The sequence below is a fragment of the Polaromonas sp. genome (assembly GCF_029945925.1).
In the GTDB taxonomy this organism is placed as follows: Bacteria; Pseudomonadota; Gammaproteobacteria; order Burkholderiales; family Burkholderiaceae_C; genus Polaromonas.
Genome location: NZ_JAQSDN010000035.1, coordinates 66,351 through 78,634 on the forward strand (window position 1 = coordinate 66,351; position 12,284 = coordinate 78,634).

Here is a 12,284-nt window from a genome sequence, read left to right on the forward strand (position 1 = left end):
CATGCCGCAACATCGTATCACCCAGCAAGAACTCGAAAGCTACCTGTGGGGTGCCGCAGTGCTGCTGCGCGGTCTTATAGACGCGGGTGACTACAAGCAATTCATATTCCCGCTGCTGTTCTACAAGCGCGTGTCGGATGTGTGGGAAGAGGAATATCAGGCGGCGCTAGCCAGCTCCAATAGCGATCTCTCTTATGCCCAATTCGCCGAAAACCATCGCTTCCAAATCCCCGAAGGCGCGCACTGGAATAACGTGCGCCAAGCCCCCAAAAACGTCGGTGCTGCCATCCAGAAGGCCATGCGCGCCATCGAGACCGCCAACCCGGATCTCCTCGACGGCATCTTCGGCGATGCCTCTTGGACCAACCGTGAGCGCCTGCCTGACGAAACGCTGAAAAATTTGATCGAGCACTTTTCGACCCAGACGCTGTCGGTTGCCAACGTCCCCGAGGACGAGCTGGGCAATGCCTACGAATACCTGATCAAGAAGTTCGCAGACGATTCCGGCCATACGGCCGCGGAGTTCTACACCAACCGCACCGTTGTGCACCTGATGACGCAATTTCTGGCGCCGCAGGCGGGCGAGTCGATCTACGACCCCACGTGCGGCACCGGCGGTATGTTGATCTCGGCGCTGGACGAAGTGAAGCGCTCGGGCGGCGAATACCGCACGCTCAAGCTCTACGGGCAGGAGCGCAACCTCATCACATCAAGCATCGCCCGGATGAACCTGTTCCTGCACGGCGTGGAGGACTTCGAAGTCATCCGTGGTGACACTCTGGCAGAGCCCAAGCACATCGAGGGCGACCGCCTGCGCCAGTTCGATGTGATCCTGGCAAACCCGCCGTACTCCATCAAACAGTGGAACCGCGAAGCTTGGAGCAGTGACAAGTGGGGCCGCAACTCTCTCGGCACGCCGCCGCAAGGCCGCGCCGATTACGCCTTCCAGCAGCACATCCTGACCAGCCTCGCGGGCAAGGGGCGTAGCGCCGTGCTCTGGCCGCACGGCGTGCTGTTTCGCAACGAAGAACAGGCCATGCGCGCCAAGATGGTCGAGCAGGACTGGGTCGAGGCGGTCATCGGCTTGGGTCCCAACCTGTTCTACAACTCTCCGATGGAGTCGTGCATCGTCATCTGCAACCGCAAGAAAGCCGCCGCTCGCAAGGGCAAGGTGATCTTCATCGACGCGGTGAATGAGGTCACCCGGGAACGGGCGCAGAGCTTTCTGAAGCCCGAGCACCAGCAGCGCATCCTGAGCGCTTACAAGACCTTTGCGGATGTGCCCGGCTTCGCCAAGGCCGCCACCCTGGCCGAAATCGGCGCCAATGGGGGCAACCTGTCGATCCCCTTGTACGTAAAGCGCATCGCTGCCGCCATCGCAACCGACAGCAATGGCGACGCCGTAACGCCGCGCTCGGCCTGGGACCAATGGCAAACCGATGGCCGCGCCTTCTGGCAACAGATGGACGCGCTGGTGGAAACGCTGGATGGACTGATCACGAAGGACATCGAGCGTGTCTGACAAGAACAATAAGACCCTAAAGCCTGGCTGGCGTCGGGTGAAATTCGGCGACGTGGTTCGCCTCTCGAAAGCCCGCAGCCAAAATCCGCTGGCCGATGGCATTGAACGCTACGTCGGTCTGGAGCACCTCGAACCAGGTGACTTGCGCATCCGCAGTTGGGGCAATGTCGCGGACGGCGTGACTTTCACCAGCGTGTTTCAGCCCGGACAGGTGCTGTTCGGAAAGCGCCGCGCTTATCAGCGCAAGGTGGCCGTGGCGGATTTCTCCGGTGTGTGTTCCGGTGACATCTATGTGTTGGAGACCAAGGATGCGCAGGTCTTGCTGCCGGAGTTGCTGCCCTTCATTTGCCAGACCGACGCCTTCTTCGATTACGCGGTGGGGACGTCGGCAGGCTCCTTGAGCCCCCGCACGAACTGGACGAGTTTGGCGGACTTCGAGTTTGCGCTGCCATGCATTGAAGATCAGGTCAGTTTGGTTGAGGTGCTGTCAGCATCGCTGAGCGCGGTGCACGCCGCAGAAATGATCCGCATTCGAATCGGCGAGCTAAGAAAAAGTCTGATTGCGGACCATCTGGGAAACGGATCTGATGATTCTGGCGTGGATACGCCTTGGGGAAACCTTCCGTTGAATTGGAAATACATCCCTGTTGGGAATATGACGATTTCTAGCGCCTATGGCCCCCGATTCCCTTCCACGCTTTATGCGGATAAGGGAAATGCAAGAACCATCAGAACAACAGACTTCTGCGGGGTTGATGGAATCAACCTCACAACTGCACCAGCTGCGACGCTCGACCAAGGCATGGTCGAAGAGCATGCGTTGTGTGAAGGCGACTTCCTGCTTTCTCGTTCGGGCGAGTACGCCGGCAAAACACGCGTTTTCTTGCCGGCGGTTGAAGACCGGTTCATTGCTGCCGCGTTCTTGATCCGATACCGGCTATCTCAGACAGAGCTACGCCCGAAATACCTGCACTACATCTGTTCTTCGCCGATCGGGCAGTCGGTGCTGTCCTCCCTTGTGCAAGGCAGCGCTCAACCAAACATTGCCGGCTCGGCCTTCTCGGCACTCAAGATACCGGTGCCCCCGATCGAGGAGCAAGATCACGTCATTTCCGTTATCGATGACCTGTCGAACGCAGACCGAGTTGCAACAGAAAGGCTCGCAAAGTCTCGTGCATTGATGGGCGCCATGCTGGCAGCGATGCAGGAGGTGCAACATGTTTAATGAGTCCAACACCGTCGAAGCCTACGTCCGCGATTTGCTCACTGGGCCCATCAAGGCTTTCCCTGCCAACACCGTCCAGGAACCCCAGGCCAGCTACGGCCCGAGCCCCAAAGGCATCGGCTGGCGCTATGCCGCCCCTGCTGACGTGCCGCGCCAGATTCAGGAAGTACTGGTCGAGCCCTGGTTGCGCGAGGCGCTGATCCGCCTGAACCCGGAGATTGTTGCCCAGCCCGACCGCGCCGACGAGGTGCTCTACAAGCTACGCGCCATCGTGCTGTCCGTCCGCTCGGATGGCCTGATCCGCGCCAACGAAGAAATGACCGCCTGGATGCGCGGTGAACGCTCCATGCCGTTCGGCCCCAACAACGAGCATGTGCCGGTGCGGCTGATCGACCTGGATGATCTGTTGCAGAACCAGTACATCGTCACCCAGCAGTACACCTACCGTGCAGGCCCCACCGAACGCCGGGCTGATCTAGTGCTGTTGGTGAACGGTTTGCCAGTTGTGCTGATCGAGGCCAAGACGCCGGTCAAGAAGTGCATCAGCTGGGTGGATGGTGCGGTGCAGGTGCACGACGACTACGAGAAGTTCGTGCCGGAGCTGTTCGTGTGCAACGTGTTCTCGGTGGCCACTGAGGGCAAGGCCTACCACTACGGTTCCATCGGGCTGCCGGTCAAGGATTGGGGGCCGTGGCATCTTGATGGCAATGGGGAGGATGGTCAACAGCACCCCCTGAAGTCGCTCAAGCTGTCAGCCGAGAGCATGCTGCACCCGCACGTGGTGCTGGATATTCTTGGCAGCTTCACCCTGTTCGCCACCAACAAGAAAAAGCAGCGCATCAAAATCATCTGCCGCTACCAGCAGTTTGAAGCGGCCAACAAGATCGTCGAGCGCGTGTTGGCGGGTTACCCCCGGAAGGGACTGATCTGGCACTTCCAGGGTTCGGGCAAATCGCTGCTGATGGTGTTTGCCGCACAGAAGCTGCGCATGCATGCCGGGCTTAAGAACCCTACGGTGCTCATCGTGGTGGACCGAGTCGATCTCGACAGCCAGATCACGGGCACGTTCACCGGGGCGGACATTCCGAACTTGGAAAAGGCCGACACGCGCGAGAAGCTGCAGCAGTTGCTGGCTCAGGACGTGCGCAAGATCATCATCACCACGATCTTCAAATTCGGCGAGGCCACCGGCAGTCTGAACGACCGCAGCAACATCATCGCGCTGGTGGACGAAGCCCACCGCACGCAGGAAGGTGATCTGGGCCGCAAGATGCGCGAGGCCCTGCCCAACGCGTTTCTGTTTGGCTTGACGGGCACCCCGATCAACCGTGCCGACCGCAACACCTTCTACGCCTTTGGTGCAGACGAGGATGAGAAGGGTTACATGAGCCGTTATGGTTTCGAGGAGTCTATCCGCGACGGCGCCACACTGAAGCTGCACTTCGAGCCCCGACTGATCGACCTGCACATCGACAAGGTCGCGCTGGACGCCGCGTACAAAGACCTGACCGGCGGCCTGTCGGATCTGGACAAGGACAACCTCGCCAAGACCGCCGCCAAGATGGCCGTGCTGGTCAAGACGCCCGAGCGCGTCCGCAAGGTATGCGAGGACATCGTCGAGCACTTCCAGACCAAGGTCGAGCCGAACGGTCTCAAAGGCCAGATCGTCACCTTCGACCGGGAGTCCTGCCTGCTGTTCAAGACAGAGCTGGACAAGCTGCTTCCACCGGAAGCCTCCGACATCGTCATGTCGGTACAGGCGTCCGACAAGAAGGAGCATCCGGAGTACGCGCGCTATGACCGTTCGCGCGATGAGGAAGAACGGCTGCTTGATCGCTTCCGTGACCCGGCCGACCCGCTGAAGCTAATCATCGTCACGGCCAAACTGCTGACGGGTTTCGATGCACCCATCCTGCAGGCCATGTACCTGGACAAGCCGCTGCGCGACCACACGCTGCTGCAGGCTATCTGCCGCGTCAACCGCACCTACTCCGAACAGAAGACCCACGGGCTGATCGTGGACTACCTCGGCATCTTCGATGACGTGGCAGCTGCGCTGGAATTTGACGACCAAAGCGTCAAGCAGGTGGTGAGTAACATCCAGGAGCTGAAGGACAAGCTGCCCGAAGCCATGCAGAAATGCCTGGCGTTCTTTGCTGGCTGTGACCGTGCCGTGCAGGGCTATGAAGGCCTGATCGCCGCGCAGCAGTGCCTGCCCAACAACGCGGTGCGGGACAACTTTGCCGCCGAGTACAGCGTGCTCAACAAGATCTGGGAGGCGCTGTCACCGGACACCGTTCTGGGCCCCTTCGAGAAGGACTACAAGTGGTTGTCCCAGGTGTACCAATCGGCGCAGCCGTCCAGCGGCCACGGCAAGCTGATCTGGCATTCACTGGGCGCCAAGACCATCGAGCTGATCCACCAGAATGTCCATGTCGACGCCGTGCGGGATGACCTCGACACCCTGGTGCTGGACGCCGACTTGCTGGAGGCCGTGCTCTCGAACCCTGACCCGAAGAAGGCCAAGGAGATCGAGATCAAGCTCAAGCGCCGACTGCGCGGGCATGGCGGCAACCCCAAGTTCAAGAAGCTGTCCGAGCGACTTGATGCCTTGAAGGATCGCTTCGAGTCCGGGCAGATCAACAGCGTCGAGTTTCTGAAGCAGTTGCTGGAAATCGCCAAGGAGACGCTACAAGCCGAGAAGGAGGTCCCGCCCGAAGAGGACGAGGATCGCGGCAAGGCGGCGCTTACCGCTCTGTTCAACGAGGTCAAGACGTCCGAAACGCCGATTATGGTTGAACGGGTGGTGGCGGACATCGACGAGATTGTGCGCCTGGTGCGTTTCCCCGGTTGGCAAGGCACGCAAGCCGGCGAGCGCGAGGTGAAGAAGGCACTGCGCAAGGCCCTCTTTAAGTACAAGCTGCACGCGGATGAGGAGCTGTTCGAGAAAGCCTACAGCTACATCCGCCAATATTACTGAGTGAATCGCCCCGGATTCCGTGGAGGCTTTTTGGTTTAAGTCAAACCACAGTAGCGGTTTGACAGGCGAGTTGACCAATGCATTCAGCAATAAGCTGGAGAACCACATGCACGCGGTGAGCTTCTACTTTATGGTTTACAACTTCGTGAAGATTCACAAGACCGTCAAGACGACACCAGCGATGGAGGCGGGCGTTACAACCTACCTCTGGAGCATGGAGAATATTGTGATGATGTCGGAAACGATGGGGGCAATAAAAAACCCGCCGAAGCGGGATTTAGCGTTGCTGCATCAGACTGCGAAGGTGTGAAGGCAGTTCATGCGGCCTCGGCTCCCGGTGGGTCTCCTGCTGGGGTGGGCGGTGCTGGGTTTGCTTCACCAGATCCATCGACCTCTGGCTCGCCTCCCTGATTGCCTTCTGGACCTGTTCCGGCATCTGATGCAGGTGCATTTTCTTCTCCTTCAAAAATAACTTGCAGTGTGCCAAGGGTGACTTTGGGAGTATTTCCGCTCATGTCAGCCATCGTCTCTGCTCGCAGCGCTTCGCTAAGCTGAGATAGTACACCGTGTGGCCTTCTGACGTCTGTAAAAATCGACTTAGCTTCTTTTCTATCGATTACGAAGCCGTGCGAGGGATAACCAGACACCAACTTAGCGATGCCACCCTCCCGCAGGTTGTGGCTCTTCTCATTTAGCCGGTTTCCGTAAGCAAAGGCGATTTCTGTGGCCCGTTGCATTTCTGCCAATTTCATTGGGTCTAACTGTGCAGAAATTGGGTCCAAAACGCCGATTGTTAGTCTTGTTGATATTTCAGAGGCTACCTTGGTTGACAGCCCGTTTCGTGTCAGCTCAGTTAGATAGCTGATGAAGGCATTCATCGCCTGTCCTTGCAGATAGTTGACCGCCTGAAATATATCGAGCCCAGAATTCCGGCCTACGAGCTCATCACTTTTTTTGACTTGGACATCAAGAGGCCCCAACTCGCTCATATCGTCGAGATAAATTCTTGATGCTCCAATGAGAACCAGAGTCCCCGCACTTTTGCAATAGCGAGGCACTAAGGCTTCAAAGGTGTCATAGGCGTGCTGAAGGGCTCTGGCGATGCGAAAACCGGCGTGCGGATCGCCTCCTGGCGTAGCCAAAACCAACATTGCGTGTTCGGATTTTCTTGTTTTTAGCGCATCACAAATGGCTTCATATCCCGATGTAGAGATCGGTCCAGAATAAGTAATCAAATCGGTTGAAGTTGGATTCATCCACTGGAGTGTATGACTTGCCGTAACGTATCGTTACGGGGTTTGCACCTCCTCTAAATGAAGGAGGTGAGGTTGTCCCGACGAATTTGTAACCGCCGTCGCCTCAAACTGCACCATTACCCACCAATTGACCATATTGACTTTCGACCAATATACCTTCGTCAATACGGATCCGGGGCACTAGTAGAGCTCAATAAGAAAAGCCGATATGCAACTAGCAATCCTCATTTCACCCGATGGTCCCAAATGAAAATCACTAACGATTGCAGGCTACAGTTGGGCTATCGATGGGCTATGGTTGGGCTACAAAGCAAAACGCCCACATGAAGTGGGCGTTTGCTACCAGCCTTGAGGGCTTGGGTGTTGGTTGCGCGGGCAAGATTTGAACTTACGACCTTTGGGTTATGAGCCCAACGAGCTACCAGGCTGCTCCACCGCGCGATAAGTATTTATTATAACCTATTCTGACTTAGCAATGTCAGAAGTAGTGTCTTCGGCAAGGTCTGGGCGATCCACCAACTCAACCAATGCCATGGGCGCGTTGTCACCCACACGAAAACCCATTTTCAGGATACGGGTGTAGCCACCAGGGCGTGCCTTATAGCGAGGGCCGAGCTCAGCAAAAAGCTTGACCACCATGTCACGGTCGCGCAGCCGGTCAAATGCGAGACGTTTGTTCGCAAGCGTAGGTTCTTTTGCCAGTGTGATCATCGGCTCGACGACGCGGCGAAGCTCTTTGGCCTTGGGCAAGGTCGTTTTGATCGCTTCATGCTGAATAAGGGAATTCATCATGTTGCGTAACATGGCCAGCCGGTGTGAGCTGGTGCGATTGAGTTTACGAAGTCCGTGTCCGTGACGCATGGTGCTGTCCTTTCATTTTTTAATTCAGATAGCCGTATCAGGTACTACCTGTGCACTGCCTCCCGAGAGAGGCCTGTTTTCAATTAACGCTTGTCAAGACCAGCCGGAGGCCAGCTTTCCAGGCGCATTCCAAGTGTCAGCCCCCGGGATGCCAGGACTTCCTTGATTTCATTGAGCGACTTGCGGCCCAGATTTGGCGTCTTGAGCAGCTCGTTCTCCGTCCGCTGAATCAGGTCACCGATGTAATAGATGTTCTCCGCCTTGAGGCAGTTGGCAGAACGAACAGTCAATTCGAGTTCGTCGACCGGACGCAGCAGAATCGGATCAAATTGCTGGGAGCTGCGCTGCACAGGTGCATCGAAAGCAGCCAGCTCGTTGCCTTCAAGCTGTGCAAATACCGCAAGCTGCTCAACGAGAATTTTAGCCGAGGCGCGGACAGCGTCTTCCGCAGTCACCGCACCGTTGGTCTCGATTTCCAGCACAAGCTTGTCGAGATCGGTACGCTGCTCAACGCGGGCGCTTTCAACGGTATAGCTCACACGCTTGACTGGTGAAAACGACGCATCCAGGACAATCCGGCCAATCGATTTGGTGGATTCGTCGCCATAGCGGCGCATGGTGCCGGGAACGTAACCACGGCCGTTTTCGACCTTGATCTGCATGTCGATCTTGCCACCGTGCGACAAATTAACGATGACATGCTCTGGATTGATGATTTCGACGTCATGGGGCGTCTGAATGTCGGCAGCAGTGACGGGACCTTCACCCTCCTTGCGCAAGCTCAGCGTCACTTCTTCGCGATTGTGCAGCTTGAAAACGACACCTTTGAGGTTCAGAAGGATGTTGACAACGTCTTCCTGGACGCCATCAATGGATGAGTACTCGTGCAACACGCCGGCGATCGTGACTTCAGTTGCGGCGTGACCCACCATGGACGAAAGCAAAACGCGGCGCAGGGCGTTGCCGAGCGTGTGGCCATAGCCACGCTCGAAAGGCTCCAGAGTCACCTTGGCACGATTGGCGGCAAGCTGCTCAACGTTAATAGTTTTTGGTTTCAGTAAATTGGTTTGCATGCATTCTTCCTCTCAATACCCTCGGCTCGTTACACCGATAAGGCCGGGTGAAGCGACCCTGCGCCTACAGTGCCCCGTAAGCGCAGGAACGAAAATTAACGTGAATACAGTTCGACGATCAACGACTCGTTGACGTCCGCAGCAAACTCGTCGCGATCCGGCACTTTCTTGAAAATGCCCTCGCCTTTGTCTATGCTGACATCCACCCAGGCTGGCATGCCGACTTGCTGTGCCAACTGCAGAGCTTCCGCCACGCGAGTCTGCTTCTTGGACTTGTCACGGACGGCGATCACGTCGCCCGTTTTGACCATGTAAGACGGGATGTTGACCGAGCTGCCATTGACAGTGATCGCCTTGTGCGACACCAGCTGGCGGGCTTCGGCACGGGTAGAACCGAAACCCATCCGGTAAACCACATTGTCCAGGCGCGATTCCAGGATAAACAGCAGATTGGCGCCGGTGTTTCCCTTGCGACGATCAGCCTCTTCGAAATAACGACGGAACTGCTTCTCCAGCACGCCGTACATGCGCTTGACCTTCTGCTTCTCACGAAGCTGCAGACCGAAGTCCGAGGTCCGGGTACCGGAGGTGCGGCCATGCTGGCCAGGCTTGGAGTCGAATTTGGCCTTGTCACCGATGGCTCTGCGAGCGCTCTTCAGGAACAGGTCGGTGCCTTCACGGCGGGATAGTTTGGCCTTGGGGCCGAGGTAACGTGCCACTTGAATTCCTTATGTCATCTGCTGCAGAAACTGCAGGAGCCGCAGGTAGCAACCTGACGGCGGTGGGCTTGATAAAAACTTACCCGTTTTGCCTGCGTGAAAACGAGGACCAAACCGGGAAAGCAGAACTTAAATACGACGGCGTTTCTGGGGACGGCAGCCGTTGTGCGGCACTGGCGTAACGTCCGCAATCGAATTGATGCGAATGCCAAGCGCTGCCAATGCGCGAACCGATGATTCGCGTCCTGGACCAGGACCTTTGATTTCGACATCAAGATTCTTGATGCCCTGCTCAATGGCGGCGCGACCAGCCACCTCAGAAGCGACCTGAGCGGCAAAGGGAGTCGACTTGCGCGAACCTTTAAAGCCCTGACCGCCAGAAGAGGCCCACGACAAGGCGTTGCCCTGACGATCTGTGATCGTGATGATGGTGTTGTTGAAAGACGCGTGAACGTGAGCGACGCCGTCGGCAACGTTCTTGCGTACTTTCTTGCGAACGCGTTGTGCTGCGTTACTGCTAGGGGCTTTTGCCATAACTACCTCTTACTCAATTATTTCTTCAAGGACTGTGCCGCCTTGCGCGGACCCTTACGGGTGCGCGCATTGGTGCGTGTGCGCTGACCGCGCATGGGCAACCCGCGACGATGGCGAAAGCCACGGTAGCAGCCGATATCCATCAAACGCTTGATGTTCATCGTGGTCTCACGACGCAGGTCACCTTCAATGGTGAATTGCGCGATCTGGTCACGAATTTTTTCCAAGTCACCGTCTGAGAGATCTTTGACTTTTTTGGAATACGCAATATCACATGCTTCGCAAATTTTGCGAGCACGAGTGCGGCCGATGCCGAAAATAGCAGTCAAGCCGATTTCGGCGTGCTGCTGCGGCGGAATATTGATACCAGCGATACGAGCCATGTGCGTCCTCTAAAACTCTTGAAATCAGCCTTGACGCTGTTTGTGGCGTGGGTCTGTGCAAATCACGCGTACAACGCCCTTGCGGCGGATGATTTTACAGTTGCGGCAAATTTTCTTGACCGAAGCTGAAACTCTCATTTCTTTCTCCTAAACTTCTGAACTGTACTTACTTGGCGCGAAACACGATGCGTGCCCGCGACAAATCATAAGGCGTTAACTCAACCGTTACCTTGTCACCAGGAAGAATGCGGATGTAGTGCATTCGCATCTTTCCCGAGATGTGACCCAAAACAATATGACCGTTTTCCAGCTTTACGCGAAATGTCGCGTTGGGCAAGTTTTCCACGACCTCCCCCTGCATCTGGATAACATCATCCTTCGACATCCCAATCAACCACCTGGTGACGTTTTAAAATTCGCTTTCTTCAGCAGGGATTCATATTGCTGGGACATCATGTAGTTTTGTACCTGAGCCATGAAATCCATGGTGACAACCACAATAATCAGCAACGAGGTTCCACCGAAATAAAACGGCACGTTGTACTTCAAAATCAAAAATTCCGGCAACAAACACACAAAAGTGATGTAGATGGCGCCCGCCAGAGTCAAACGCACCAGAATCTTGTCAATGTAACGCGCCGTCTGGTCACCCGGACGAATACCGGGAATGAAAGCACCACTCTTTTTCAGGTTGTCAGCCGTTTCACGGCTGTTGAACACCAGCGCTGTGTAAAAGAAGCAGAAAAATATGATTGCACTGGCATACAGCAACACGTAGATCGGCTGGCCCGGCGTCAATGTGCCGGCGATATCCTTGAGCCAGCGCGTGCCTTCGCCTGTACTGAACCAGCCAACCACGGTCGCCGGCAACAGAATGATCGATGACGCGAAAATCGGAGGAATCACACCGGCCATGTTGAGCTTCAAGGGTAGATGGGAGGATTGCCCGCCATAGACCTTGTTGCCGACCTGCCGCCTGGCGTAATTCACCAGAATCTTTCGCTGCCCACGCTCTACGAACACAACAAAATAAGTAACCAGCACGACAACCGCAACAATCACGATGGCCACCAGAATGCTCATGGCGCCGGTGCGAACAAGTTCAAGCAAACCGCCAAGCGCACTGGGCAGACCTGCTGCGATGCCCGCAAAAATCAGAATCGAAATGCCGTTACCCAGACCGCGCTCTGTAATTTGCTCGCCGAGCCACATCAGAAACATCGTGCCGGCAGTCAGACTGACCACCGCAGTCATGCGAAAACCAAAACCAGGGGCTAGCACCAGACCAGGGGAACTCTCCAGCGCAATCGCGATACCCATGGACTGAAACAGCGCCAGACCCAGGGTCCCGTAACGGGTGTACTGCGTGATCTTCCTGCGACCAGCTTCACCTTCTTTTTTCATCTGCTCGAATGTCGGAACGACATAGGTGAGCAGTTGCATGATGATGGACGCCGAGATGTAAGGCATGATGCCCAGCGCAAACACCGTGAACCGCGACAGGGCTCCACCGGAGAACATATTGAACAAACTCAATATGCCGCCCTGCTGCCCCTTGAACAGCTGCTGCAGCTGCCCGGGGTCAATTCCGGGAACCGGAATGTGAGCCCCAACCCGATACACCACCAGCGCAAGCAGCAAAAACACAAGCCTGTTGCGCAGGTCACCGAACTTGCCGGTTTTTGCAATTTGTGCAGAGCTGGTTGCCACTGGTCGTTATCCGTGTATGAG

Annotated in this window: 13 protein-coding genes and 1 tRNA gene; 4 read left to right on the forward strand and 10 right to left on the reverse strand. The window is 56.3% G+C overall.

All coding sequences use genetic code 11. The features are described 5' to 3' along the window. The first annotated feature begins 1 nt into the window (after nt 1). The 4 genes from PSV40_RS09230 to PSV40_RS09245 all read left to right on the forward strand — a co-directional run bounded on the left by PSV40_RS09230 (nt 2) and on the right by PSV40_RS09245 (nt 6,037). Nucleotides 2-1,522, forward strand: coding sequence for a class I SAM-dependent DNA methyltransferase (locus PSV40_RS09230; protein ID WP_300536781.1), 1,521 nt, complete (start codon nt 2-4; stop codon nt 1,520-1,522). After that, complete coding sequence (locus PSV40_RS09235; RefSeq protein ID WP_300536783.1) at nt 1,515-2,747, forward strand: restriction endonuclease subunit S; 1,233 nt, start codon at nt 1,515-1,517, stop codon at nt 2,745-2,747. Before PSV40_RS09230 ends, PSV40_RS09235 begins: the two co-directional genes overlap by 8 nt. Next, on the forward strand, nt 2,740-5,727 hold the full coding sequence (locus PSV40_RS09240) for an HsdR family type I site-specific deoxyribonuclease (protein ID WP_300536785.1): 2,988 nt from the start codon (nt 2,740-2,742) through the stop codon (nt 5,725-5,727). Before PSV40_RS09235 ends, PSV40_RS09240 begins: the two co-directional genes overlap by 8 nt. A 106-nt stretch (nt 5,728-5,833) precedes the next feature. Then, entirely contained in the window at nt 5,834-6,037 is a 204-nt protein-coding gene (locus tag PSV40_RS09245; protein WP_300536787.1) for a hypothetical protein, read from the forward strand. A gap of 7 nt (nt 6,038-6,044) precedes the next feature. Here PSV40_RS09245 and PSV40_RS09250 read toward each other — a convergent pair whose 3' ends face one another. The 10 genes from PSV40_RS09250 to secY form a co-directional block, all read right to left on the reverse strand. Then, nucleotides 6,045-6,983, reverse strand: a complete 939-nt coding sequence (locus tag PSV40_RS09250) for a hypothetical protein (RefSeq protein WP_300536788.1) — start codon at nt 6,981-6,983, stop codon at nt 6,045-6,047. Nucleotides 6,984-7,347: 364 nt separating this feature from the next. After that, a tRNA-Met gene (locus PSV40_RS09255) sits at nt 7,348-7,424 on the reverse strand. 18 nt (nt 7,425-7,442) lie between these two features. Next, nucleotides 7,443-7,844, reverse strand: a complete 402-nt coding sequence (gene rplQ / locus PSV40_RS09260) for a 50S ribosomal protein L17 (protein ID WP_096669180.1) — start codon at nt 7,842-7,844, stop codon at nt 7,443-7,445. Between the two features lie 83 nt (nt 7,845-7,927). Then, nucleotides 7,928-8,917, reverse strand: coding sequence for a DNA-directed RNA polymerase subunit alpha (rpoA, locus tag PSV40_RS09265; RefSeq protein ID WP_300536792.1), 990 nt, complete (start codon nt 8,915-8,917; stop codon nt 7,928-7,930). 95 nt (nt 8,918-9,012) lie between these two features. Continuing rightward, entirely contained in the window at nt 9,013-9,636 is a 624-nt protein-coding gene (rpsD, locus tag PSV40_RS09270; RefSeq protein ID WP_096669184.1) for a 30S ribosomal protein S4, read from the reverse strand. Nucleotides 9,637-9,765: 129 nt separating this feature from the next. Further along, on the reverse strand, nt 9,766-10,170 hold the full coding sequence (rpsK, locus tag PSV40_RS09275; protein WP_077592475.1) for a 30S ribosomal protein S11: 405 nt from the start codon (nt 10,168-10,170) through the stop codon (nt 9,766-9,768). Nucleotides 10,171-10,187: 17 nt separating this feature from the next. Continuing rightward, a complete protein-coding gene (gene rpsM / locus PSV40_RS09280) occupies nt 10,188-10,553 on the reverse strand; it encodes a 30S ribosomal protein S13 (protein ID WP_296919841.1) in 366 nt (121 codons plus the stop codon). Between the two features lie 24 nt (nt 10,554-10,577). Continuing rightward, nucleotides 10,578-10,691 (reverse strand): 50S ribosomal protein L36, encoded by a 114-nt coding sequence (gene rpmJ, locus PSV40_RS09285; protein WP_011481465.1) that lies wholly within the window; start codon nt 10,689-10,691, stop codon nt 10,578-10,580. 28 nt (nt 10,692-10,719) lie between these two features. Continuing rightward, nucleotides 10,720-10,938, reverse strand: a complete 219-nt coding sequence (gene infA / locus PSV40_RS09290) for a translation initiation factor IF-1 (RefSeq protein ID WP_077563621.1) — start codon at nt 10,936-10,938, stop codon at nt 10,720-10,722. Between the two features lie 5 nt (nt 10,939-10,943). Next, nucleotides 10,944-12,263, reverse strand: a complete 1,320-nt coding sequence (gene secY, locus PSV40_RS09295) for a preprotein translocase subunit SecY (protein ID WP_096698127.1) — start codon at nt 12,261-12,263, stop codon at nt 10,944-10,946. Nucleotides 12,264-12,284 lie beyond the last annotated feature (21 nt).

Coding starts and splice junctions, on each gene's coding strand:
- rpsK (WP_077592475.1), bottom strand. CDS start 10,170: ATGGCAAAAGCCCCTAGCAGTAACGCAGCACAACGCGTTCGCAAGAAA.
- PSV40_RS09245 (WP_300536787.1), top strand. CDS start 5,834: ATGCACGCGGTGAGCTTCTACTTTATGGTTTACAACTTCGTGAAGATT.
- PSV40_RS09230 (WP_300536781.1), top strand. CDS start 2: ATGCCGCAACATCGTATCACCCAGCAAGAACTCGAAAGCTACCTGTGG.
- infA (WP_077563621.1), bottom strand. CDS start 10,938: ATGTCGAAGGATGATGTTATCCAGATGCAGGGGGAGGTCGTGGAAAAC.
- rpsM (WP_296919841.1), bottom strand. CDS start 10,553: ATGGCTCGTATCGCTGGTATCAATATTCCGCCGCAGCAGCACGCCGAA.
- PSV40_RS09250 (WP_300536788.1), bottom strand. CDS start 6,983: ATGAATCCAACTTCAACCGATTTGATTACTTATTCTGGACCGATCTCT.
- PSV40_RS09240 (WP_300536785.1), top strand. CDS start 2,740: ATGTTTAATGAGTCCAACACCGTCGAAGCCTACGTCCGCGATTTGCTC.
- rpmJ (WP_011481465.1), bottom strand. CDS start 10,691: ATGAGAGTTTCAGCTTCGGTCAAGAAAATTTGCCGCAACTGTAAAATC.
- rplQ (WP_096669180.1), bottom strand. CDS start 7,844: ATGCGTCACGGACACGGACTTCGTAAACTCAATCGCACCAGCTCACAC.
- rpoA (WP_300536792.1), bottom strand. CDS start 8,917: ATGCAAACCAATTTACTGAAACCAAAAACTATTAACGTTGAGCAGCTT.